General features: G+C 59.0%; 23 protein-coding genes. 7 read left to right on the forward strand and 16 right to left on the reverse strand.

What is annotated here, in order from left to right:
• Positions 1-8: 8 nt before the first annotated feature.
• Entirely contained in the window at positions 9-2,432 is a 2,424-nt protein-coding gene (pheT, locus tag AT6N2_RS09445) for a phenylalanine--tRNA ligase subunit beta (protein ID WP_209086009.1), read from the forward strand.
• A 48-nt stretch (positions 2,433-2,480) separates the two neighbouring features.
• Here the strand turns inward: pheT and AT6N2_RS09450 are convergent, their stop codons facing one another.
• Positions 2,481-3,482 carry an aldo/keto reductase gene (locus AT6N2_RS09450; RefSeq protein ID WP_209086011.1) on the reverse strand — a complete coding sequence of 334 codons (1,002 nt, stop codon included), beginning with the start codon at positions 3,480-3,482 and terminating at the stop codon, positions 2,481-2,483.
• Between the two features lie 116 nt (positions 3,483-3,598).
• Between AT6N2_RS09450 and AT6N2_RS09455 the strand changes: the two genes are divergently transcribed.
• Positions 3,599-4,489 (forward strand): LysR family transcriptional regulator, encoded by an 891-nt coding sequence (locus AT6N2_RS09455; RefSeq protein WP_209086013.1) that lies wholly within the window; start codon positions 3,599-3,601, stop codon positions 4,487-4,489.
• On the opposite strand, the gene AT6N2_RS09460 is transcribed toward AT6N2_RS09455, so the two are convergent.
• The 4 genes from AT6N2_RS09460 to AT6N2_RS09475 all read right to left on the reverse strand — a co-directional run bounded on the left by AT6N2_RS09460 (position 4,490) and on the right by AT6N2_RS09475 (position 7,534).
• Positions 4,490-4,933, reverse strand: coding sequence for a GNAT family N-acetyltransferase (locus AT6N2_RS09460; RefSeq protein WP_209086015.1), 444 nt, complete (start codon positions 4,931-4,933; stop codon positions 4,490-4,492).
• Between the two features lies 1 nt (position 4,934).
• Entirely contained in the window at positions 4,935-5,885 is a 951-nt protein-coding gene (locus AT6N2_RS09465; protein ID WP_209086017.1) for an aldo/keto reductase, read from the reverse strand.
• A gap of 105 nt (positions 5,886-5,990) precedes the next feature.
• Complete coding sequence (locus tag AT6N2_RS09470; RefSeq protein ID WP_209086020.1) at positions 5,991-6,974, reverse strand: GlxA family transcriptional regulator; 984 nt, start codon at positions 6,972-6,974, stop codon at positions 5,991-5,993.
• Positions 6,974-7,534, reverse strand: a complete 561-nt coding sequence (locus tag AT6N2_RS09475) for a cysteine hydrolase family protein (RefSeq protein WP_209086023.1) — start codon at positions 7,532-7,534, stop codon at positions 6,974-6,976. The genes AT6N2_RS09470 and AT6N2_RS09475 overlap by 1 nt, the downstream gene beginning before the upstream one ends.
• A gap of 180 nt (positions 7,535-7,714) precedes the next feature.
• Between AT6N2_RS09475 and AT6N2_RS09480 the strand changes: the two genes are divergently transcribed.
• On the forward strand, positions 7,715-8,698 hold the full coding sequence (locus AT6N2_RS09480; RefSeq protein ID WP_209086024.1) for a Gfo/Idh/MocA family protein: 984 nt from the start codon (positions 7,715-7,717) through the stop codon (positions 8,696-8,698).
• On the opposite strand, the gene AT6N2_RS09485 is transcribed toward AT6N2_RS09480, so the two are convergent.
• Both AT6N2_RS09485 and AT6N2_RS09490 read right to left on the reverse strand, forming a co-directional pair.
• Entirely contained in the window at positions 8,695-9,057 is a 363-nt protein-coding gene (locus AT6N2_RS09485; protein WP_209086026.1) for a hypothetical protein, read from the reverse strand. The two genes, AT6N2_RS09480 and AT6N2_RS09485, sit on opposite strands and share 4 nt — an antisense overlap.
• Positions 9,058-9,069: 12 nt before the next feature.
• A complete protein-coding gene (locus tag AT6N2_RS09490; protein WP_144576183.1) occupies positions 9,070-9,312 on the reverse strand; it encodes a hypothetical protein in 243 nt (80 codons plus the stop codon).
• Between the two features lie 189 nt (positions 9,313-9,501).
• Here AT6N2_RS09490 and xseA point away from each other — a divergent pair, with 189 nt between their 5' ends.
• Complete coding sequence (xseA, locus tag AT6N2_RS09495; RefSeq protein ID WP_209086028.1) at positions 9,502-11,100, forward strand: exodeoxyribonuclease VII large subunit; 1,599 nt, start codon at positions 9,502-9,504, stop codon at positions 11,098-11,100.
• Here xseA and AT6N2_RS09500 read toward each other — a convergent pair whose 3' ends face one another.
• The 3 genes from AT6N2_RS09500 to AT6N2_RS09510 form a co-directional block, all read right to left on the reverse strand.
• Complete coding sequence (locus AT6N2_RS09500) at positions 11,101-12,303, reverse strand: mandelate racemase/muconate lactonizing enzyme family protein (RefSeq protein WP_209086039.1); 1,203 nt, start codon at positions 12,301-12,303, stop codon at positions 11,101-11,103.
• A 54-nt stretch (positions 12,304-12,357) separates the two neighbouring features.
• The gene (locus tag AT6N2_RS09505) at positions 12,358-13,065 is read right to left on the reverse strand and encodes a FadR/GntR family transcriptional regulator (protein ID WP_209086042.1); all 708 of its coding nucleotides are present in this window, start codon (positions 13,063-13,065) and stop codon (positions 12,358-12,360) included.
• 109 nt (positions 13,066-13,174) lie between these two features.
• Positions 13,175-13,675 carry a MarR family winged helix-turn-helix transcriptional regulator gene (locus AT6N2_RS09510; protein ID WP_209086044.1) on the reverse strand — a complete coding sequence of 167 codons (501 nt, stop codon included), beginning with the start codon at positions 13,673-13,675 and terminating at the stop codon, positions 13,175-13,177.
• A gap of 81 nt (positions 13,676-13,756) precedes the next feature.
• Here AT6N2_RS09510 and AT6N2_RS09515 point away from each other — a divergent pair, with 81 nt between their 5' ends.
• Positions 13,757-14,620, forward strand: a complete 864-nt coding sequence (locus tag AT6N2_RS09515; RefSeq protein ID WP_209086047.1) for an EamA family transporter — start codon at positions 13,757-13,759, stop codon at positions 14,618-14,620.
• A gap of 3 nt (positions 14,621-14,623) precedes the next feature.
• On the opposite strand, the gene AT6N2_RS09520 is transcribed toward AT6N2_RS09515, so the two are convergent.
• The 3 genes from AT6N2_RS09520 to AT6N2_RS09530 all read right to left on the reverse strand — a co-directional run bounded on the left by AT6N2_RS09520 (position 14,624) and on the right by AT6N2_RS09530 (position 16,787).
• Positions 14,624-15,862 carry an aminopeptidase gene (locus AT6N2_RS09520; protein WP_209086048.1) on the reverse strand — a complete coding sequence of 413 codons (1,239 nt, stop codon included), beginning with the start codon at positions 15,860-15,862 and terminating at the stop codon, positions 14,624-14,626.
• 88 nt (positions 15,863-15,950) lie between these two features.
• The gene (gene ybaK, locus AT6N2_RS09525; protein WP_063949420.1) at positions 15,951-16,427 is read right to left on the reverse strand and encodes a Cys-tRNA(Pro) deacylase; all 477 of its coding nucleotides are present in this window, start codon (positions 16,425-16,427) and stop codon (positions 15,951-15,953) included.
• Between the two features lie 12 nt (positions 16,428-16,439).
• Positions 16,440-16,787, reverse strand: a complete 348-nt coding sequence (locus AT6N2_RS09530; protein ID WP_144576189.1) for an ArsC family reductase — start codon at positions 16,785-16,787, stop codon at positions 16,440-16,442.
• Positions 16,788-17,024: 237 nt separating this feature from the next.
• Here AT6N2_RS09530 and AT6N2_RS09535 point away from each other — a divergent pair, with 237 nt between their 5' ends.
• A complete protein-coding gene (locus AT6N2_RS09535) occupies positions 17,025-17,192 on the forward strand; it encodes a hypothetical protein (RefSeq protein ID WP_172801619.1) in 168 nt (55 codons plus the stop codon).
• A gap of 196 nt (positions 17,193-17,388) precedes the next feature.
• Here AT6N2_RS09535 and AT6N2_RS09540 read toward each other — a convergent pair whose 3' ends face one another.
• Complete coding sequence (locus AT6N2_RS09540) at positions 17,389-18,105, reverse strand: 2'-5' RNA ligase family protein (protein WP_209086049.1); 717 nt, start codon at positions 18,103-18,105, stop codon at positions 17,389-17,391.
• Between the two features lie 222 nt (positions 18,106-18,327).
• On the opposite strand from AT6N2_RS09540, the gene AT6N2_RS09545 reads away from it, so the two are divergent.
• On the forward strand, positions 18,328-18,816 hold the full coding sequence (locus AT6N2_RS09545; protein WP_209089651.1) for a gluconokinase: 489 nt from the start codon (positions 18,328-18,330) through the stop codon (positions 18,814-18,816).
• A gap of 68 nt (positions 18,817-18,884) precedes the next feature.
• On the opposite strand, the gene AT6N2_RS09550 is transcribed toward AT6N2_RS09545, so the two are convergent.
• Together AT6N2_RS09550 and AT6N2_RS09555 are read right to left on the reverse strand one after the other, a co-directional pair.
• A complete protein-coding gene (locus AT6N2_RS09550; RefSeq protein ID WP_209086050.1) occupies positions 18,885-20,186 on the reverse strand; it encodes an NAD(P)/FAD-dependent oxidoreductase in 1,302 nt (433 codons plus the stop codon).
• 1 nt (position 20,187) lies between these two features.
• Entirely contained in the window at positions 20,188-21,549 is a 1,362-nt protein-coding gene (locus tag AT6N2_RS09555; protein WP_209089652.1) for a glutamine synthetase family protein, read from the reverse strand.
• Positions 21,550-21,561: the final 12 nt, after the last annotated feature.

The raw sequence follows: 21,561 nt of genomic DNA on the forward strand, positions 1-21,561 counted from the left end.
GCAAAGACATGAAATTCACTCTTTCCTGGCTCAAAGACCATCTCGATACGGATGCGACGCTGGACGAGATTTGCGAGCGGTTGACGGCGATTGGCCTTGAGGTCGAAGACGTTGACGACAAGGCGGCCTACAAGCCCTTCGTCATTGCCAAGGTGGTTTCCGCTGAAAAGCACCCCGAGGCAGACCGCCTGAAGGTGCTGATGGTGGATGCCGGTGACGGCAAGCCGGTGCAGATCGTCTGCGGTGCACCGAATGCGCGCGCGGGCCTCGTCGGTGCGCTGGCACGTCCCGGCACCTATGTTCCGGGCATCGATGTGACGCTCGCTGTCGGGAAGATTCGCGGCGTCGAAAGCCATGGCATGATGTGCTCCGAAAAGGAGCTGAACATATCCGATGATCACGACGGCATCATCGATCTGCCTGACGATGCACCTGTCGGTACGTCCTTTGCCAGCTATGCCGGCTTGGACGATCCGGTCATCGAGATCAACCTGACGCCGAACCGTCCGGACTGCACCTCCATCTACGGCATTGCGCGCGATCTCGCGGCATCCGGTCTCGGCAAGCTGAAGACGAAGCCTGCACCCTCCTTCAAGGTGGAAGGCGCAACGCCCGTCGACGTGAAGCTGGATCTGGACGATCCCGCGCTCTGCCCCGGCTTCTCACTCCGCATCGTGCGCGGCGTGAAGAATGGCCCCAGCCCCAAGTGGATGCAGCAGCGGCTTCTGGCGATCGGCCTGCGCCCAATCAATGCGCTTGTTGATATCACCAACTACATGACCTTCGATCAGGGCCGGCCGATGCACGTCTTCGACGCCGCGAAGGTCAAAGGCGATCTCACCGTGCGCCGTGCGGTAGAGGGCGAGACCATACTCGCGCTCGACCAGCGTGAATATAAGCTCGGCCCGAACAATGTCGTCATCGCCGACGAAAACGGCCTCGAATCCATCGGCGGCGTTATGGGTGGCGAACATTCCGGCTGCGATGAAAACACCGTCGACGTGCTGATTGAATCCGCACTCTGGGATCCCATCAATATCGCCAAGACCGGACGCTCCCTCGGCATCATCACCGATGCGCGTTATCGTTTCGAGCGGGGCGTCGATCCGGAATATATGGTTCCGGGCCTGGAGCGCACCACCGAACTGGTTCTCGAGCTCTGCGGCGGCGTTCCCGGCGAAGCCAGGATCGTTGGTTACAAGGGCTACGAACCCAAAGTCGTCGACTTCCCGCTTGCGGAAGTGAAGCGCCTGACAGGCCTCGAAGTCTCGGCTGAAGAGAGTCTCGCCATTCTAAAGGGTCTGGGTTTTGGTGTCGAGGGAACCGGCGAGCGCGTCTCCGTTACCGTGCCCTCCTGGCGGCCGGATGTCGATGGCAAGGCCGATCTGGTCGAAGAAGTCATGCGCATCCATGGCGTCGACAATATCAAGCCGGAGCCGCTGGAAAGCCTCGGCGCCGTCAATGGTCGTATCCTGACCACGCTGCAGATCCGCACCCGCACCGCGCGCCGGGCGCTGGCAAGCCGCGGCATGCTTGAGGCTGTTACCTGGTCCTTCATTCCAGAAGCGCAGGCAAAGCTGTTCGGCGGCGGTTCACCGGCGCTCAAACTCGCAAACCCCATCGCGGCCGATATGTCTGACATGCGGCCCTCGCTTCTGCCCGGTCTTCTCACCGCTGCCCAGCGCAATGCCGACAAGGGTTATGGTGACGTCGCGATCTTCGAGGTCTCCGGCACCTATGAGGGCGATACGCCCGATACGCAGCGCCGTGTTGCCGGTGGTGTTCGCCGCGGCACGGCTTCGCTCGCGGGCAGCGGCCGCATGTGGTCGAATGCGGCCAAGGGCGGTGGCAAGCCGGTTGACGTCTATGACGCCAAGGCCGATGCACTGGCTGTGCTTGAGGCCTGCGGTCTGCCCATGGCCAATGTCCAGATCGAAGCAGGGGCGCCCGCCTGGTATCACCCAGGCCGCTCCGGCACCATCAAGATGGGTCCGAAAGTTGTGCTCGGCTATTTCGGTGAGTTCCATCCGAAAACGCTGTCCGAGCTGGATATATCCGGCGCCTATTGCGGTTTTGAGATCTATATCGACGCTATGCAGGAGCCGAAAAAGAAGGCGACCCGCACCAAGCCGGCGCTCGAGCTTTCGCCGTTCCAGGCGGTGAAGCGCGACTTCGCTTTCGTGGTTGAGAAATCGGTCGAGGCGGCTGCCATCATCAAAGCGGCAACCAGCGCGGATCGCAAGCTGATCACGGGTGTCAACGTCTTCGATATTTTCGAGGGAGCATCGCTCGGAGAAAATCGCAAGTCGGTCGCCATCGAAGTCCAGATTCAGCCGATCGATAAAACGCTGACGGATGAGGATTTCGAAGCGCTCACGGCAAAGATCGTCGGCAATGTCGAAAAATCGACAGGCGGCGTTCTGCGCGCCTGACATCCGAAACAGATTGAAAAAAGCCGCGGCAACCACCGCGGCTTTTTTTTAACGGTTGGCCATCTGTGACATGCGCTCAGGGTATCGTTTGCCCGCTACCTTCGAAGGAGCCAGCAACGAGCCGAGGTTTTCGACTTCTTGCCGTGTCAGGGATACGTCCGCCGCCGCGACGTTTTTCTCAAGATTGGCAATCTTCGTGGTGCCGGGGATCGGCACGATGAAATCGCCCTGCGCCAACACCCAGGCCAATGCCAGTTGCCCGGCAGTCACGCCTTTTTCTGCCGCCATGTCTTCCAGAAGCTTGACCAGCGCTAGATTGGCGTCGAAGTTTTCGCCTTGGAAACGCGGCAAGCCGCGCCGGAAATCATCGGCTGCGAGTCCATCCAGCGATTTCAGCGCTCCGGTCAGCGCACCGCGCCCAAGAGGGCTGAAGGGGACGAAACCGATGCCGAGCTCACGGCAGGTATCCAGCACGCCATTTTCTTCCGGGTCGCGGGTCCACAGCGAATATTCGCTCTGAATCGCGGCAATCGGGTGGGTGGCATGGGCCTTGCGAAGCGTTTCTGCACTGGCTTCGGAGAGGCCGAGATGCTTTACCTTGCCTTGTTTCACCAGTTCGGCCATCGCTCCGACCGTTTCTTCGATCGGCACATCGGGATCGACGCGGTGCTGATAAAAGAGATTGATGGCGTCAACGTCGAGACGCTTGAGAGACGCTTCGGCGACAGCGCGGACATTTTCCGGCCGACCGTCGGTTCCTACCATCATCTGCCCGGCCGGTTTGCTACCATCGATCTTGAAACCGAACTTGGTGGCAATCACCACCTTGTCGCGATAGGGCTTCAGCCCCTTGCCGACGAGAACTTCATTCGTGTAAGGCCCATAAACCTCCGCCGTATCGAAAAAAGTAACGCCAAGATCAACGGCGCGATGAAGCGTCGCGATCGCGCTGTTTTCATCACCTGTCGGGCTGTAGGCATGGGTCATTCCCATGCACCCAAGACCAAGTGCCGAAACGGTCAGATTGTTTCCAAGGGTTCTGCTTCTCATCAGTTCGTCCTTCCATCAGGAATCGCCCGTCATCAGGGCGTGATCGAAACATAGCGAATGACGGCGGTGAAAATAATCGCTGCAAATCCGTGCGGGTTGTTCTATAATTTAGAACAATGAATCGCGTACAACTCTCCCAATTGGCCGTTCTTTCCGCCGTTGCGGAAGGCCGCAGCTTTCGCAAGGCCGCGGCCGAACTCGGTATCGCCCCCTCCGCCGTCAGCCACGCGGTTTCCTCACTGGAGACCAGCCTCGGCTTGCGGCTGCTGCACCGTACCACCCGCAGCGTTTCTCCGACAGAGGAGGGAAAGCGCCTTCTTGAAACCTTAGGCCCCGCTCTTGCCGACATTGACGCGGTCATCGATACCTTGGCCGAACAGGTCGGCAGACCGGCTGGCCCCTTGCGTATTACGTTACCGAGGCTTGCCGCCGAAGACCTTATCGTACCCAGACTGGGGGAGTTCCTGCGGCTCTATCCCGAAATCTCTCTCGAGATTTCGACCGACGATCGTTTCGAAGATATCGTTGCGAAGGGTTTCGATGCCGGTCTTCGTCTCGGGGAGCATCTCGATGCAGACATGATCGCGGTGAAAGCGAGCGGTGAATGGCGCGGGGCTATCGTCGGTTCCCCTTCTTATTTCGCTGATAACCCGCCACCGCATGATCCGAGGGACCTCATCCGGCATCGCTGCATACGCCGGCGGTTTGCAAGCGGCCTCATCTATCGCTGGGAGCTGGAAAAAGACGGCAAGCCGCTCGTTGTGGATGTGCAGGGGCCGCTTATTTTGTCGGACCAGAGCCTTATCCGAAGGGCGGCAATCGATGGAGCAGGACTTGCCTTCGTTTTCGAGCAGCGCGTCGAAGACGATATCAGGCAAGGCCGGCTCACCCGCGTGCTCGACGAATGGTGTGCGCCCTTTGACGGATTTTATATCTACTACCCTTCTCGCCGGCAGATGCGTCCGGCGCTGAGGGCTTTCGTGGATTTCTTCCGTTTCCGGAGTTGATCAGAAGGTGATGCGGTAGCGGATGTGACCGTCGCTTTTCACGTAACTGTCATAGAGCTTCTGGGCCCGGTGATTGTCCTCGCCGGTGTTCCAGTAAAGACGCGACCAGCCCTTTTTCTTGCAGATAGTGATCAGATCATCCATCAATGCCCGCCCCGCGCCCTTGCCGCGGATGTCGCCATCGACATACAAATCCTCAAGATAGCAGTCAGGTGTCTTCACCCAAGTGGAATCGTGGAAGTGGTAAATGGCAAAGCCCGCCATGCGCTCACCCAGCATCGCCACGCGCATGGAGACGCGGGACGCGGGATCGAGGATGCGTTCCCAGGTATATTTGGTCACGTCGGCGGCGAGATCGACCTCATAAAAGGCGAGATAGTCATTCCACAGCCGCAGCCACTCCGCCCGATCCGACGGTGCGGCATCACGAATTCCAAGATCCATCTTATGCCCCCGCCTTGTCGAGAAGCGCCATCATCTCGTCGGTCAGTTTCAGCTCGACGGCGCGTTTGAAGCTTTCAAGCTGCGACAGGCTGGTGGCGCTGGCGATCGGCGCTGTTACGGCCTTCTTGCGCAGCAGCCAGGCTAGCGCGATGTCGGCGAGCTTTGCCCCGGTCTGCACCGCGACGGCGTCCAGTGCGCCAAGAACGGCGAGGCCGCGGGCATTGACGTAGTCAGCCACGCGATAGCTGCGGGCAACGCCTTCCGTATCTGCCTTGGCACGGTATTTTCCGGTGAGGAACCCGGCGGCGAGGCTATAATAATTGATGACGCCGATCTCTTGTTTCACACAAAGATCTGCTAATGGGCCTTCGAAATCTGCCCGGTTGTAGAGATTATATTCCGGCTGCAGCACATCGTAACGCGGCAGATTGTTCCTGGCAGCCACATCAAGAGCCTCCTGGAGCTGGCTTGCGGAATAGTTGGAGCAGCCGATGGCGCGGATTTTCCCCTGCTCTTTCAACTTGGCGAAGGCGGCAAGCGTTTCCTCCAGCGGCACGTCGGCGTCAGGCTTATGGGCAAGGTAAAGGTCGATGTAATCGGTCTGAAGCCGCTTCAGCGAAGCATCGACGGCCTCTGCGATCCATTTGGCGCTCAGCCCGGTCTTCTGACCGCGATTGTCAAAACCGACCTTGGTGACGATCACTGCATCCTCCCGCTTAACGGAGGACTGCTTCAGCCACTTGCCGATAATCGCCTCCGACTCGCCACCCACATGCCCGTCCACCCAGGCGGAGTAGACATCCGCCGTATCGATGGCGTTGAACCCGGCATCGAAAAAGGCATCGAGCAGGGCAAAGGAGGTCTTCTCATCCGCTGTCCAGCCGAACACGTTACCGCCAAAGACGATCGGGGCGATGGAGAGGCCTGTGCGGCCAAGGCTTCGTTTTTCCACGGGAATACTCCTGTTGCTATCCTGGCGACAGGGTACCAACTGGCCGCCGGCATAACCATTGAATTCATTTGATGGCATTCATCAGGCAGCCGTGAGGTTGGAAACTCACCTTTGGAGACCGCGATAATGGCTGGGAGGTAAATGATTGTGCTGCTGCCACACGCGGCGCAAATGCCGTGCAGATGCAAAGCCTGCCCGTTCTGCGACGGTCTCCATGTCCAGACGACTATTGGCGAGAATATCTCGGGCCAGATTGACCCTCATCAGGTTGACGTAGTCGATCACGCTGAGACCGGTATGGTCGCGAAAGAGACGAGAGAGGTGCCTTTCGCTCAGTGCAGCAATATCGGCCAGCCCTTCAAGCGACCAGTCCTTCGCCGGCTCGGCCATGACACGGTCCTGGACCCGGTGAATGGCGGGATGGATGTGGTTGCGGCCCGTCAGCCAGGGGGAGATTTGCGCGTCGTTGCCGCTGCGCCTGAGATAAACCACCATGGTCTTGGCAATGCGCGCCGCGACGGCAGGCGATGTCATCCCGGAGATTACATGCAGCATCAGGTCGATACCGGTGGAAATGCCGGCGCTCGAGAAACGCCTGCCATCCTCCACAAAAAGACGATTTTCCGCCACCTGCGCCAAGGGCGCGATGCGTCGCAGGCTTTCGATACAATCGGCATGGGTCGTGCAGGTTCGCCCGTCGAAAAGCCCCGCCTCACCCGCCAGCAGGGCACCGGAGCAGATGGAGATAACGGTCGTGTCGGAACGCACCGCCGCATGAAGCCAGGCTGCCAGGGCCCGCCGCTCCCGTCGCGTCTGCGGATCATCGTCGAAGCCGGATGTGCTGCCGGAGATCAGAAGGAAAGCGTTTTCCGGCAGCGCCGCCGGCAGGGTCTCCAGTGCGGAAAGCTGAAGGCCGATGGAGGATTGTTGTTCGTTCCTTGCGGCGATGTACCGACACTCAAAGTGGATATCCTGCTGGTCTGCATTGGCGTAACGAACCACCTCCAGTGGACCGGCAATGTCCAGCAGAAGCGCATGCGGCGGCACGAGCGTAAAAAAAGGAACAACGCGCGTGTCGCCCTTATTCATCAGGCCGCCTCTTTCATCGTCGCCAGCACGTCATCGACGCCAACGATCCGTGCGAAGCGACCGGCCAGTACCAGCTCGGTGCGCTGACGGATGTCATCCGGGCTGAAAACAGTGCCTGATGCATGTGTCATCGGGAAAGTCAGCGTTGCTTCGGTGACGTAATCGACGGCGTAACCGAGATCGGACGCATGTCGGGTGGTGGTCTCGCAGCATTGTTCGGTACGGATACCGGAGATAATCAGCCGGTTGATTCCCCTCTGCGTCAGCCAGATTTGGAGACCGGTTCCCGCAAAGGCAGAATGCCGGTTTTTGCGGAAGGTCACGTCAGGGGAAATCCGCACACCTTCCAGCGGACGAATAAAGCCGCTGTCGCTCGAAAATGCTCTGTCGCCATCAACATGAAATATCTGGACGATGGGAATGCCAGCGGCTTTGGCGCCGTCAATCAGCGCCTGTTGTTTCTCGAGATAGGCGGCCAATTCGCTATCCTCGAAATACGGAGCGTGCCGAAAGGATTCCTGCACATCGATGACCATTAGGGCTGTATGGGAAGAGGACATTTCATGTTTCTCCGTTACCTTGATGCATAGCATAATTCGTCATGAAAACCCGGAAAAAAAGAAACCTTCCTGACAAAGAGCGGACACATCCAGCCATCACTTCTCTAATCTTGAAGCAACGGGTTGCCACCCGGCATGACAATGATAAGTTTCCGGCATATGTCAGATCGGGAGGACTAAATGCTGCGCTTCGGAATCATCTCAACGGCGAAGATCGCTCAGGACCACGTCATTCCCGCGATACAGGATGCTGAGAACTGTGTGGTCAGCGCCATCGCCAGTCGTGATCTTTCGAGGGCCCGCGCGGTCGCAGATCGGTTCTCCGCGCCCCACGCTTTCGGCTCCTACGACGAAATGCTGGCGTCCGATGTCATCGACGCGGTTTACATTCCACTTCCAACGTCGCAGCACGTCGAATGGACGATCAAGGCCGCCGATGCGGGCAAACATGTTCTCTGCGAAAAGCCGATTGCTTTGAAAGCACAGGAAATCGACACGCTTATCGCTGCGCGGGACCGCAACGGTGTCATCATCTCGGAAGCCTTCATGGTGACCTATGCGCCGGTCTGGGCCAAGGTGAAAGCATTGCTTTCTTCGGGCGCGATCGGAACGCTGAAACATGTGCAGGGCGCTTTCAGCTACTTCAACCGCGATCCTCAGAATATGCGCAACATTCCCGAACTCGGCGGCGGCGCCTTGCCGGATATCGGTGTTTATCCGACGATCGTGACCCGCTTCGTCACCGGTGAAGAACCAAAGCGCGTGCAGGCCACCGTGGAGCGTGACAGAGAGTTCGGCACCGATATTTATTCCAGCGTGCGGGCGGATTTCGGCCGCTTCGAACTCAGTTTTTATCTTGCAACGCAGCTTGCCGCCCGCCAGCTGATGGTTTTCCACGGCACGGACGGTTACATCGAGGTCAAATCGCCGTTTAATGCAAACCGCTGGGGTGCGGAAGAAGTCGAGCTAACCAATCAGGCCCACAACCAGTCGCAAATCTTCAGGTTTCAGGATAGCCGCCAGTACAAGCTGGAAGCAGAGGCCTTTGCCCGCGCAGTCAGGGGTGAGGGAGAGGTTGTCACGCTGGAAAGCTCCAAAAACAACCAGCTTTTCATCGATGCGATTTATCGCGCTGCGGATAAGGAGGGCTGGGAAACGGTTTAGCCCTTGGCCCGACGCAGTTTCTGAAGGCGCCAATGGCCGCAGCATGCGAGGACCAGAGCTGCGAGCGCAGAAAAGGCAAGTGGCACGACCGGCTGGATCAGCGGGTTGCGCGATTGCAGCAGCGAGAAAAGTCCGACGCTCACAATGCGGGAAATGAGGGTGACGGCATCGGCCGGAAAGGGGCCTGGCGCGCCACTCATTGAGCGGTTCAGCCGCCGGCTTGTTGCGAGCCCGGTCACCGCCCCCGGCAAACGCGCAGCGATCGGGTCGACCGTGAGAAAGAAAATGAGCAGACAGGTGATGGCTATATCGGCCGCCAGACCGCAAATCTCGCTGAGTGCAACGGAACGAAGCCTCAAGGCCGCGGTCTTTTAGAGAGTTGGCGGGGTGGACCGCGGGCGCTGCAGTACCAGAAGGCTGATGACGACGCCAACGACGCCGAAATTATAACCCGCGAGCGCCTGAAGCAGAGACGTCAGCGGAACAGCACCGGACGAAAGCGCCATCGCAACGCCATAGGCTCCGATAATCATCATGCAGATGAACACGATGCTGAAGACCGAACGTAATGCAACGGCAGCGATGCCGAGCACTGTGGCGGTGAGAAAAATCATGGTGCCGCCTCCTCTTTGGTTGCCGGGCCGGGAACAGACGTAACGCTGTCTTCCCTAACGAACCCTTGTTTTTACCTCCAACTCCCGTTTTCCTAACTCTGTAGTTGAGGATATGGTTTCACCGCCGTTAAAATCGTTGCGAGCTTTCCCCGGCATATCCGAATCGAGCCATTTTCGATAAAAGCAGGCATGAGTGATATTTTCTCCCACGCCGTATTGAGCAACCTTGCCGAGTTTTCGGTGTCCGAACTGTCGGGTTCCATCAAGCGAACGGTGGAAACGGCCTTCGATCAGGTGCGTGTGCGAGGCGAGATTTCTGGTTATCGCGGGCCACATTCGTCCGGCCACGCCTATTTCTCGCTGAAGGACGATCGCGCCCGCATCGATGCCGTGATCTGGAAAGGAACCTTCTCTCGGCTGAAGTTCCGCCCGGAAGAGGGCATGGAAGTGATCGCGACGGGCAAGGTCACGACCTTCCCAGGCTCCTCGAAATATCAGATCGTTATCGAAAGCCTTGAACCGGCCGGTGCCGGCGCTTTGATGGCGCTTCTCGAAGACCGGCGCCGTCGACTGGCGGCCGAGGGACTGTTCGACCCGGCCCGCAAGCGCCGGCTGCCGTTCATGCCACACGTCATTGGCGTCGTCACCTCGCCGACGGGCGCGGTGATCCGCGATATTCTCCATCGCATTTCGGATCGCTTTCCCGTTCATGTGCTTGTCTGGCCGGTCAAGGTGCAGGGAGAAGGTTCGGGCGAGGAGGTGGCGAACGCCATTCGCGGTTTCAATGCGCTTCAGCCCGGTGGCGAGATCGCACGGCCTGATGTGCTGATCGTTGCGCGTGGTGGCGGCAGTCTGGAAGACCTCTGGAGCTTCAACGATGAGATCGTCGTGCGCGCCGCAGCGGAAAGCGAAATTCCGCTGATTTCCGCCGTCGGACATGAGACAGATACCACCCTGATCGATTACGCCGCCGATGTCCGTGCGCCGACGCCGACGGGAGCCGCCGAAATGGCGGTGCCTGTGCGGGCGGAACTCGAGGCGCAGCTTTCCGGCATCGCTGCCCGCCTTTCCGGCTCTGTCTCGCGGCAGATGGACAATCGCCGGCAAGGCGTGCGCGCCCTGGTGCGGGCGTTGCCGTCGCTCGATCAGCTTCTCGCCTTGCCGCGTCGCCGGTTCGACGAGGCTGCGAGTGGTCTTGGGCGTGGACTGGAGTTGACGACGCTGAACAAGCGGCGGACATTCGAGCGTTCCGCCTCGGGACTGAGACCGGAAACCCTGTTGAATGGCCTCAAGCACCACAGGCAGAGGATCACCGAGCGCATGCACAGGGCGGAGACGCTGGTGGAACGCCGGCTGCTGCAGGGAAAAGGGCGTGTCGATTCCTTCGACTCATCTCTGCGCTCGCTACCCGCCCGGCTGCTTGGCCAAGTTGAGCGGCAAAAGGAGCGCCTTGCCACTGCCTCACGCCGGGCCGATACTGCCGTGTTGCATCGGATGGCGCAAAACCGGTCCGGCCTTGCCGCCCATGACCGTATCCTGCAATCGCTCTCGTATAAAAACGTGCTCAAGCGCGGCTATGCTGTCATCCGCGATGAGGAGAACCGCCCTTTGACCCGCGCTGCGGCCATTGCTTCCGGTGCCGTGGTATCGATGGAATTTGCCGATGGCCGCGTCTCGGCGATCACAACCGGAGAAGGCACATCTTCCCCGGATGCCACCGCTGCGCCGAAAAAGAAGCCGGTCAAGCCAGCTTCTTCGGACCCGGGCAACCAGGGCAGCCTGTTCTGATCAGATCGAAGCCGCATCCGAAAAACGGCGGCTGACGGTGAAGCTCTTCTCGATGTCGGGATGCAGTTCCATGCCGAGCCCGGCGCCCGGGGGCACCGTTATCATGCCGTTTTTCACTTCCGGCAAGGCCGTGACGAGATCACGATACCAGGTCTTGTAGAAGGCGCGCACGCTTTCCTGCACCAGCGCATTCGGCGCGTTGAGCGACAGGTGGGTGGAGGCACAGAGCACCACCGGCCCGGTGCAATCATGCGGGGCGACCGGCAGATGCCAGGCTTCCGCCATGGAGGCGATCTTGCGTGCTTCCGAAAGCCCGCCGCACCAGCTGATGTCAAGCATGACAACACCGGCAGCGCCCGTTTCCAGGAGATCACGGAAGGCCCAGCGGGAGCCGAGCGTTTCCGATGCCGAAATCGGTGCGGGCGAAACGGCGGCATATCGCGTCAGGCTGGAAAGGCTGTCCATCTTGATCGGGTCTTCGTGCCAGAAGGTCTGGTAGGGGGTCAGCGCCTTGGCGATCTGCATGGCGGGCAGAAGCTGCCACATGGAGTGAAACTCCACCATGATATCCATCTTATCGCCCACCGCCTTGCGGATTTTTTCGAAAGGCTCCAGCGCGCTTTTCAGGTCCGGCATCGAGATATATTGCCCGCGTGTCTTTTCCGCCGCCGCATCGAAGGGCCAGATCTTCATGGCCGTGATGCCATCCTCAAGTAGCGAGTGCGCAAGTTCGTCCGCGCGGTGCAGAAAGCCATTCAGGTCATCATAGTCCTTGCCACCGGAAAGGCCGTAATTGGCCGTCTGCTGCCCGGTCGCCTTCTTGATATATTCGGTGCCCGCACAGGTATTGTAAGTCCGGATTTCCCTGCGGCTGAAACCACCGAGCAGCTGGGCTATGGGCTGGTTGGTGGCCTTGCCGAAAATATCCCAGAGGGCGATGTCAAAGGCGGAGTTGCCGCGCACTTCTGCGCCGGATGAGCGAAAACCGAGATAGCCCACAAGGTCTTGCGCCAGAAGGTCGATCTGCAGCGGGTCGCGGCCGATCACGCGCGGCGCGATGTATTCGTGCACATAGGCCTCGACGGTCTCCGCGCCATAGAAGGTTTCGCCTAATCCGGTGATCCCCTCATCCGTGTGGACCAGAACCCAAAGCAGGTTGGCCCGTTCCGCCACACGAACGGTCTCAAGTTTGGTGATTTTCATGAAGTGTCTCCTCCAGAGGCAGGTCGTGTTCCGTCTGGAACTGGGTTTGAGAAATCAGGCGATGCCAGCCGCCAGAAGCGCGTGCACGCTTTCATCGAAATGCCGCGCCATCAGCGTCGAGGCCGTTTGCGGATCGCCCGCGGCAATGGCCTGTCCGATGGCGATGTGTAGCTCACCGGCGGCGTGGCGCTGCGCGTCGGATGTGCGGCTTTTCCAGCCGATCGGCCAGGTCTGACGCGTCACGTTCTGGAACGCGCCAAGAATGAGTTCGAAAACAGGGTTCTTGGAAGCCTTGGCGATTGCCAGATGGAACGCCAGATCATGCTCCATGACCTTGTCGTTCTTCCCAAAATCACTCTCCATGGCCCTGGCATGTTCCAGAATGATGAGCGCTTCTGCATCCGTGCGTCGCAGCGCCGCAAGCGTCACGGTGCGAACTTCGATCGTGCGGCGTACGTCATAGATCTGCTGGATGTTGATCTGCTCGGTGTGAATGCCATGTTCGAACATCAACGACATCGCGCCATGATCCAGCGTGGCCACTGTGGCGCGCTTGCCGGCGCTGACATCGATGAGCCGCATCGCCGAAAGCGATCGGAAAGCCTCGCGGACGACAGTGCGCGAGACGCCAAGCTGTTGCGAGAGCGAAAGTTCACTCGGCAGCTTTGCGCCGGGCGCCAGTTCGTTCTCTCTGATGTGGCGGGTGATCGCGCCGATCGTGCTGCTGACAAGACCGGCCTCATGCGCAATTGGACTTAACATTCTTCCTCCAACCTGTCGTACAGGTTTCTGGAAAAATGCTTACAGGATTATTCTTCAGGAAACAAGCGCCGCAGACCCCTTGCCGCAGGGCCGGCGGTGACGCTTCATATTACTCCTCAAACCCCTGCAGAAACCGCTTCAACAGCCCGTCTAAAGTCGTTCGCTCTTCTTCGGTGAGACCGGCGACAAGCCGATGCTGGTTTTCGACATGCGCCGAGACCGCCGCCTCCACCACGCAAAAGCCCCGTTCCGTCAGCGATATCAAGACGCTGCGCCGGTCCTGTGGATTGTGGATACGCTCCACCATCCCTGCTTTCTCAAGCTGGTCAATCCGGTTTGTCATGGTGCCGGAACTGACCATGGTCATGGACAGCAGATCGCCGGGAGAGAGCCGATAGGGTGAGCCCGCGCGCCGTAAGGTCGCCAGCACGTCGAAGGCGGAGGAGGAGAGGCCGTGCTTCAAGAGCACCGCCTCAACCTCGCGGCCGAGGTGCGTGGTCAGCCGGTGTAGACGGCCAAGCAAGCCCATGGGCCCGACATCGAGATCGGGTCGCTCCCTGCGCCATTGTGCGAGAATATGGTCGACGTGATCAGGAGGATTCTTGCTCATCGCCTATGCATAGCGAGAGGTATCTTGACGTCAAGACAAATTCCATTAAACTCAATTTATCTTGATATAGAGATTCTTGAGATGAAGAAAAATTCGACTTTTGCAGCCGACGTGCTGGTTACCGCGCTTGCCCCCGTCATATGGGGCACCACCTACTTCGTCACGACGGAATTCCTGCCGCAGGGATATCCACTGCATGTCGCCATGCTGCGCGCTTTGCCGGCCGGCATCCTGCTGCTGCTGATCGTCCACAGGCTGCCGCAGGGTATCTGGTGGCACCGCAGCTTTATCCTCGGCGCGCTGAATTTCGCGTTTTTCTGGGCGATGCTGTTCGTTTCGGCCTATCGATTGCCCGGCGGCGTTGCGGCAACCGTGGGCGCGGTCCAGCCTCTCATTGTGATCGGCCTTTCGCGACTGTTTCTCGCAACCCAAATTCGACCGCTGGCCATCGCCGCCGGTTTTCTCGGTATCGCCGGTGTCGCGCTACTCGTCTTGACGCCGGGCGCGGTGCTCGATGGCATCGGCATTGCCGCAGGCCTTGCGGGTGCCGTCTCCATGGCCTTCGGAACAGTACTGACCCGCAAATGGCGCCCGCCGGTCTCGAACCTCACCTTCACCGCATGGCAACTGACCGCGGGCGGCATTCTTCTTTTACCGCTCGCCTATCTTCTGGAGCCGGCACTGCCGACGCCATCAGCGACTAATATTCTCGGAATCGCCTATCTTGGGCTCATCGGTGCGGCACTCACCTATGTTCTTTGGTTTCGTGGGCTAGCCCGCATCGAACCTTCAGCGGCAGCCTCGCTCGGATTCTTGAGTCCTGTTGTGGCAACGCTGCTGGGCTGGCTGGCGCTCGGTCAAAGCCTCACGCCAGCGCAGATCGCCGGCTTCATGGCGGTGCTTTTCAGCATCTGGCTCAGCCAGCGCAGCCAGTTGCCGAAATAGCCGTCAGGCCCATTCGCCGTTGCGCATGACAGGAACCGTGGAGCCATCCGGCTTCACGCCGTCAATGTCCACCTTGTCGGAACCGATCATCCAGTCGATATGGATCAAGCTGGAATTGCCGCCCTGTGCCTTGATCTGCTCTTGCGACAGCGAAGCACCGTCAAGGAAGCATTTCGAGTAGCACTGGCCAAGCGCGATGTGACATGAGGCATTTTCATCGAACAGCGTGTTGTAGAAAAGGATGCCGCTTGCCGAAATCGGCGAGGAATGCGGCACCAGCGCCACTTCACCAAGGCGCCGCGCGCCTTCGTCAGTGTCGAGTACCTTGTTCAATACGGCTTCGCCCTTCGAAGCCTTGGCTTCGACGATGCGGCCAGCTTCGAACTTTACCTGGATATCGTCGATCAGCGTACCCTGATGCGAAAGGGGTTTCGTGCTGGAAACATAACCATCCACGCGCAACGCGTGCGGCGTCGTGAAGACCTCTTCAGTGGGAATATTCGGGTTGCAGGTTACGCCGTTTTTGGCGACCGAAGCGCCGCCGTGCCATTCATGCCCGTCCGCAAGCCCGATCGTGACATCCGTGCCCGGACCGGTGAAACGCAGTGCCGAAAAACGCTCGCCATTGAGCCACGCCGACCGCTTGGCAAGATTGGCGTTATGCTGCGCCCAGGCGGCAACCGGATCGGCCACATCCACGCGCGATGCGGCGAAAATGGCATCCGCGAGCCTGCGGACAGCGTCGTCTTCCGACACATCGGGGAAGACCTGCTTTGCCCAGGACGGGTTTGGATAAGAGATGATGTTCCAGTTGATGTCGAAGTTGGAAATCTTCTCCAGCGCCGGCTTGTAGGCGGTGGAATTGGCCTTGTTGGCGCGCGCCACCTTGGCTGGATCCTGTTCGGCCAGCAGCATCGGGTTGTCGCCGGCAATCGCCAGCCGCGCTGCGCCATTGGCATAGGCTTTTGCCATGCCTTCATAGAGCCAGCCGGAAGCCCGGTCAAAATTGGCGTCGCTCGCGTGGCGATAGCGGGCAAGCGTGGTTTCTTCATCGGAATAGAAGGTGGTGACCAGCCCGCCACCGGCCATATAGGCGTGTTTGGTCAGAAAACGCACCAGCGGCAGGGCTGCCAGCGGCGCGGTGATCACCAGATCCTGATCCTTCTGCAATTGCAGGCCGACCTTGATGGCGACTTCGGCCAGTTTTTCGAGTTTGACGGAATCGATGGGAGAAACAGTCATGATCTGCCTTCGTCTATTTCATTCGGAGGCGCCGACCATAGCCCATTCCAACTGAAAGCCAAATGCTTTCAACGCTGCCTCTCGCGCTTCAATCGGCGACCAGCGGCGCGGCGATCGCGTTCAATGCCGTCTGCGCGTCGCGCGGGGAAAGCCGCAGTTGCAAGCCGCGCTGCCCACCATTCATGTAGACGTAATCATGGCCCATGGCAGTGGATTCGATGGCTGTCGGCACCTGCTTCTTCTGCCCGAAAGGGCTGATACCGCCGACGTGGTAGCCGGTTGCCCGTTCCGCTTCGGCGGGCTTCATCATGCTGGCCGATTTGCCTCCGAAGGCGGTCGCGAGCTTCTTCATGCTCACTTCCCGATCCGAAGGAACGACAACGCAGACCGGCTTGCCATCGAGCTCAGCCATCAGCGTCTTCAGCACCAGATGGGGCGGCTCGCCAATCGCTGCCGCCGCCTGCAAACCGATGCGATCGGCAGTCGGGTCGTAGTCATAGGTGACAGTGGTGAAGGCGATGCCGGCCTTCGTCAACACTTGCGTTGCGCGGGTTGTTTTCGACATGGCTAAATCTGCTTACGCAAAAAGGGCCTGATAAGTGTCCGGCTTGAAGCCGACCGTGATCTTGCCCCGCGTCTCCAGCACCGGTCGCTTGATCATGGAGGGCTGCTCCACCATCAATGCGATGGCTTTCTCCCGCGAAAGATCGGCCTTCTTCGCGTCGTCCAGTTTTTTGAACGTCGTGCCAGCCCGGTTCAGGACGGTTTCCCAGCCTGCGGCATCGCACCATGCCTCAAGATGAGCGCGGTCGATGCCGGCGGCCTTGTAGTCGTGAAAGGAATAGTCGACGCCATTGGCCTCAAGCCAGCTTCTGGCCTTTTTCATCGTGTCGCAGTTCTTGATACCGTAAATCGTGACCGTCATTCCATCCACCTCTACATCGCGCTCAGCATCCCGGCATAACAAATTATCCGGCTCGTTCAACCCGCCCGGCTCGACGCCCTGCGCAAATATGCCGCTCAGGCTCTCGAGCCATGCAAAAATGAATTGACTGATATCGAAACGAGCGCGAGCAAAGCTGCATGGCTTCCCTGCTGCATCAGGCGTTGTAGAGCGGCGACGGAATGCCCATTATCTGGGCATCAAAGATGGAGAGAAAAAATGCGTCAGGTTGCTAAGACATCGCGTCACTTCTTCGGTGAAACTTTCGCCGTTCTCGGTGCAGCACTTTCGGTTTCGGCCGCAGTTCGCGCACATCGCAAGCCCGCCCGCGCCGACCTCGAAGCCCTCGGCATCGACGGCAAGGCATTTGACAAGGTCCAGCTCTAAGCTGCACATTGCTTCCAGCGAGGCGAAATCGCCTCGCTTGCGCGATCGACGCCTTTTGGTGTTGATGCGCGCAGTGTGGACCAGTGGACAAGAAGGCTGTGCCGTTGTTGCAAGGTCCCATCAATTGAAACTAATCATCGGACCAACCGAAGTGAACGTAGCCTGGCATACCCCTGGCTCGTAAGCCTTTAACCCGTCATTGCGCCGATGCCCTCTGCATCGACCGTTTAGAGTGTCCGATTATTTTTCCTGGTAAGTGCAGTTGGCTTTCAGGCCGCTCGTAACACTCTGCTTTCGGGGTAAGCGCGAAGCGTGCGAGTAACTCAAGCTGCGGTTCGCCCACGTGGCTGCAAACAAGCTCGAAGCTTCCGGCAAGCCAACTATAGGGTTTCTCGACGGGCATCGGCTCAATTCTTCCACAGCCGGTAATCAGCGCGAGATGGGGCGCAAAAGACGAAGGCGTAACAAAGGGCAGGTTGGCCCGCCAAAGGGCACGTTGGAGCATCGTCGATAAAGACTGCATTTCCAGCATCTCATGGCTGCTGTGCAAAGCGAGGCTGCCGCGATTGCCAAACAGCGAGGTCCTATCAAACGTTATCGGAACGGGACGGGCCTTGATCTCGCCAAGCGTATTCTTCAGCCGATGAACGAGCCCATCCGGCACAGCCTCAAAGCATCCAACACAAAGCAATGTTATATGCAGAACGGCTGCTGGATGAGCCTCGCGCTTCGTTTGCTTCGCCGCGTGGTGCGAGGAATCGGCAAAAATCCGTGCTGCCAAGGCTGCCGGCGGTCTCACGGTGATCAAGAGCTTGGTGGTATATTGAGCATTAAAACGCCGTACCTTCCCCGGCTCCCATCCCTCGAAGGATAGCTGCTCCAAATTCCTCGCGTCTGCCAAATCGAACCCCACCGCGGTACTCCAAGGCGTTTTGCCCAGGTTTCGATGTTATCATCATCACCGGAAAATTTAAAGAACAAAAGCGGAACGAACTTGATGCCCCGGAGCAGTATTTGGGAGGAGGCTGCAGGAAATCTCCCTCATTTTTGTATTCACGAGACCTGCCGCACATGTTAGGGGCTCACTGTCGAAACAGAAATATCAGAGGTTGGCGTGACGCAGGCAATCGTCGTGATGGGAGTGAGCGGGTCGGGCAAGTCCACGGTCGCGGAAGCGCTGGCAGACAAGCTGGGCATTGCCTTCATTGAAGGCGACAAGCTGCACCCCAAATCCAATGTCGAGAAAATGTCCGAAGGCATTCCCCTGACGGACGACGACCGCTGGCCCTGGCTCGATCTGATCGGTGCAGAGTTGCAAAAGGGGAACGCGAGCGGTGGGGTCGTTGTATCCTGCTCGGCGCTCAAGAAAATCTACCGCGACTACCTGCGCAAGGCCACGGGCGGTCCGCTTGCTTTCGTTTATCTGGACGGCAGCCTGGAGCTGCTCAGCCGGCGCATGGGTGAACGCAAGGGCCATTTCATGCCACTCTCGCTGCTTCAAACACAGCTTGCCACGCTGGAAGTGCCAACCGGCGAACCGGGTGTCGTCACCGTCAGCATCGACACCACACCTGAAGAGATCACCAAAAATGCTCTTGCCGGACTGAAGGCGGTGACCTTCTAGGACTGTCGGTCTGCGGAAGCAGCAGACATGGCGTGAGGTAAACGACGCCGCGTCGTCACTGGAATGCGCTAGAGGCCGAGCTTGTCCCTTAAGCCGTACCACCAGGCTCCGATCACGGTGAGCGGCACACGGAAGGTCTTTCCACCCGGGAATGGGTAATTCGGCAGCGAACTCCAGATATCGAACCGCTCGGCGTGGCCGGCAACGGCTTCCCCCAATATCTTGCCCAGAAGATGGGTCGTGGTGACGCCGTGACCGCTGTCGCCGTGCGAGAAGTAGATATTGTCCGAAAGCCTGCCCATATGCGGAATGCGTGTCAGGGTCAGCGCGAAGTTCCCGCTCCAGGCGAAGTCGATCTTTGCCTTTTCCAGCTGCGGAAATGTCTTCAGCATATTCGGCCGGATCACACCCGTCAGGTCGGCCGGGTCGCTGCCGCCATAACCGATGCCGCCACCGTAAAGCAGACGATTGTCAGACGTGCGGCGGTAATAATCGAGAATGTAATTAGCGTCCTCGACGCAATAATTGGCAGGAAGAAGGGCTTCGATCAGATCGGCATCGAGCGGCTCCGTCGCCATGACCTGGCTCGAGACCGGCATCATTCGCTCGCCGATTTCTGGCAGTAATGTGCCGAGATAGGCATTGCCGCAGACGAGGACATATTTTGCCTTCACGCTGCCCGTTGCCGTGCGCACGATGGGATTGACGCCCTGCTCCACCGCAATGACACGCGAGTTTTCGAATATGCGCGCACCGAGGCTTTCGGCTGCCGCCGCTTCCCCCTGAACAAGATTAAGAGGGTGGATGTGGCCACCGAAGCGGTCGATCATGCCGCCTGCATAACGATCGGTCTTCACATATTTCCCGACATCCGCCTTTGAGACCATTTCGAGCCCGCCATGGCCGTGTTTTTCCCAGTGGGCCTTATGGGCTTCCATTTCGCGGATCTGCTTCGGCGTGAAGGCGGCGAAAAAACCGCCGTCGACGAGATCGCAGTCGATCCCGTATTTGGCGACGCGGCTGCGGATGATGGCGCCGCCTTCCAGTGACATTTCGCCGAGCTTTACTGCCTTGTCATGCCCGTAGCGGCCGGCGATGGTTTCGAGATCGCGGCTGTAACCATTGACGATCTGCCCGCCATTGCGGCCCGACGCGCCGAAGCCAACCCGCACACCTTCCAGCACGATGACCGCGTAACCGCGTTCGCTCAGTTCCAGCGCCGCTGAAATGCCGGTGAAGCCGCCACCGATGATGCAGACATCCGCATCCAGCGCGCCTTCGAGCGTCGGTCGCACGGTTTTGACATTGGCGGAGGCCGCATACCATGACGATGTATGGCCCGGATTGGGAATGTTCGTTACCTCAGCCATTTCACACCGTCCTGATATAGGCGTCATATTCGACGTCGGTTACACGCAGAGAAAATTCGGAAAGCTCCTGCTGCTTGCAGGCGGAAAACAGCGTCCGGTACTTCTGGCCAAGCGTTGCATAGGCGAAGCTGGACCGTGTGAAGCGCTGCAACGCATAGTCCCAGTTGGTGGGAAGCGGTTCGTGATTGATGGCGTGGCTGTCACCTGCGATCGCGCCGCCCGGCTGGCGCTTCTCCTTCATGCCGGCAAGTGCGGCGCTGAGGATCATCGCAAGAACCAGATAGGGATTGGTATCGGCGCCGGCCACCCGATGTTCGATACGTGTCGCGACCTTGCTGGCAACGATGACGCGCACGGCCGCCGAGCGATTATCGATGCCCCAGGAGGCGTAGGTCGGCGCATGTTCGCTCGGTGTGAGGCGGCGATAGGAATTGGCATGGGGAGCAAAGATCGCCATGCTTTCCCCCATGTTTTCCAGGAGACCGCCGACCGAATGCATCAGCGCGTCCGATGGCCCCTCTTCCCCGGCGTAGATATTCCTGCCGCTCTTGTCGAGAACGGAGAAATGCACATGCATTCCATTGCCAGCCTGGAGCCCATAGGGCTTCGCCATGAAAGTTGCGTCGAGATCGTGCCGTCGTGCGACGCCCTTGACGATGCGTTTGAGAAAGACGGCGAAATCTGCGGCCTGCAGGGCATCCGGCACATGGTTGAGGTTGATCTCATATTGCCCGGGACCATTTTCCCGCAGCGTGGTATCAGCAAGCACACCCTGTGCGCGGCAGGCGGTGGCGATGTCATGAAAGACATCCTCGAAATCCTGTAATTCGGAAATCGACAGAACCTGTGTCTGACCGGTGTGCCAGCGTCCCTCACGGCTGTGCGGTGGGCGCACCGGATCAAGCGCCGAACGAACGGGATCGATCAGGTAAAATTCGAGTTCTGTCGCCACAACGGGCGTTAGACCGGCCTTGTTATAGGCATTCAGAACCTGCGACAGAACATGGCGCGGATCGCCATAAAAACCGGTTCCATCGGGGTTTTTCATGGCTAGAAGAACCTGTGCGGTCGGCCTGCCAAGCCATGTCACCCGCGACAGTGTGCCGGGCACCGGAAAACAGAACCCATCCGGATCCCCGGTGCCCTCGGCCAGACCGGCCGCGTGCACATCCCTGCCCCAGATATCCAGCGCGTAGACGGAGCGCGGGATGGCCATTCCCTTTTCGAGCACGTCGATTGCCCTTTCGCGCGGAATCCATTTGCCGCGCGGAACGCCATTCGCATCTATGACGAAAGCTTCGAGAATTTCGATATCGGGATTATCGGCGAAAAATTTCTTTGCGTTTTCAATATCATCCATCATGCACCAGCAAGC

The sequence above is a fragment of the Agrobacterium tumefaciens genome (assembly GCF_017726655.1).
Classification (GTDB): domain Bacteria; phylum Pseudomonadota; class Alphaproteobacteria; order Rhizobiales; family Rhizobiaceae; genus Agrobacterium; species Agrobacterium tumefaciens_B.

Coding starts and splice junctions, on each gene's coding strand:
- AT6N2_RS09455 (WP_209086013.1), top strand. CDS start 3,599: ATGAATCGCGTACAACTCTCCCAATTGGCCGTTCTTTCCGCCGTTGCG.
- AT6N2_RS09545 (WP_209089651.1), top strand. CDS start 18,328: ATGGGAGTGAGCGGGTCGGGCAAGTCCACGGTCGCGGAAGCGCTGGCA.
- AT6N2_RS09475 (WP_209086023.1), bottom strand. CDS start 7,534: ATGTCCTCTTCCCATACAGCCCTAATGGTCATCGATGTGCAGGAATCC.
- AT6N2_RS09530 (WP_144576189.1), bottom strand. CDS start 16,787: ATGACGGTCACGATTTACGGTATCAAGAACTGCGACACGATGAAAAAG.
- AT6N2_RS09470 (WP_209086020.1), bottom strand. CDS start 6,974: ATGAATAAGGGCGACACGCGCGTTGTTCCTTTTTTTACGCTCGTGCCG.
- AT6N2_RS09510 (WP_209086044.1), bottom strand. CDS start 13,675: ATGAGCAAGAATCCTCCTGATCACGTCGACCATATTCTCGCACAATGG.
- AT6N2_RS09550 (WP_209086050.1), bottom strand. CDS start 20,186: ATGGCTGAGGTAACGAACATTCCCAATCCGGGCCATACATCGTCATGG.
- AT6N2_RS09500 (WP_209086039.1), bottom strand. CDS start 12,303: ATGAAAATCACCAAACTTGAGACCGTTCGTGTGGCGGAACGGGCCAAC.
- AT6N2_RS09520 (WP_209086048.1), bottom strand. CDS start 15,862: ATGACTGTTTCTCCCATCGATTCCGTCAAACTCGAAAAACTGGCCGAA.
- AT6N2_RS09505 (WP_209086042.1), bottom strand. CDS start 13,065: ATGTTAAGTCCAATTGCGCATGAGGCCGGTCTTGTCAGCAGCACGATC.
- pheT (WP_209086009.1), top strand. CDS start 9: ATGAAATTCACTCTTTCCTGGCTCAAAGACCATCTCGATACGGATGCG.
- AT6N2_RS09450 (WP_209086011.1), bottom strand. CDS start 3,482: ATGAGAAGCAGAACCCTTGGAAACAATCTGACCGTTTCGGCACTTGGT.
- AT6N2_RS09555 (WP_209089652.1), bottom strand. CDS start 21,549: ATGATGGATGATATTGAAAACGCAAAGAAATTTTTCGCCGATAATCCC.
- AT6N2_RS09535 (WP_172801619.1), top strand. CDS start 17,025: ATGCGTCAGGTTGCTAAGACATCGCGTCACTTCTTCGGTGAAACTTTC.
- xseA (WP_209086028.1), top strand. CDS start 9,502: ATGAGTGATATTTTCTCCCACGCCGTATTGAGCAACCTTGCCGAGTTT.
- AT6N2_RS09515 (WP_209086047.1), top strand. CDS start 13,757: ATGAAGAAAAATTCGACTTTTGCAGCCGACGTGCTGGTTACCGCGCTT.
- AT6N2_RS09480 (WP_209086024.1), top strand. CDS start 7,715: ATGCTGCGCTTCGGAATCATCTCAACGGCGAAGATCGCTCAGGACCAC.
- ybaK (WP_063949420.1), bottom strand. CDS start 16,427: ATGTCGAAAACAACCCGCGCAACGCAAGTGTTGACGAAGGCCGGCATC.
- AT6N2_RS09490 (WP_144576183.1), bottom strand. CDS start 9,312: ATGATTTTTCTCACCGCCACAGTGCTCGGCATCGCTGCCGTTGCATTA.
- AT6N2_RS09460 (WP_209086015.1), bottom strand. CDS start 4,933: ATGGATCTTGGAATTCGTGATGCCGCACCGTCGGATCGGGCGGAGTGG.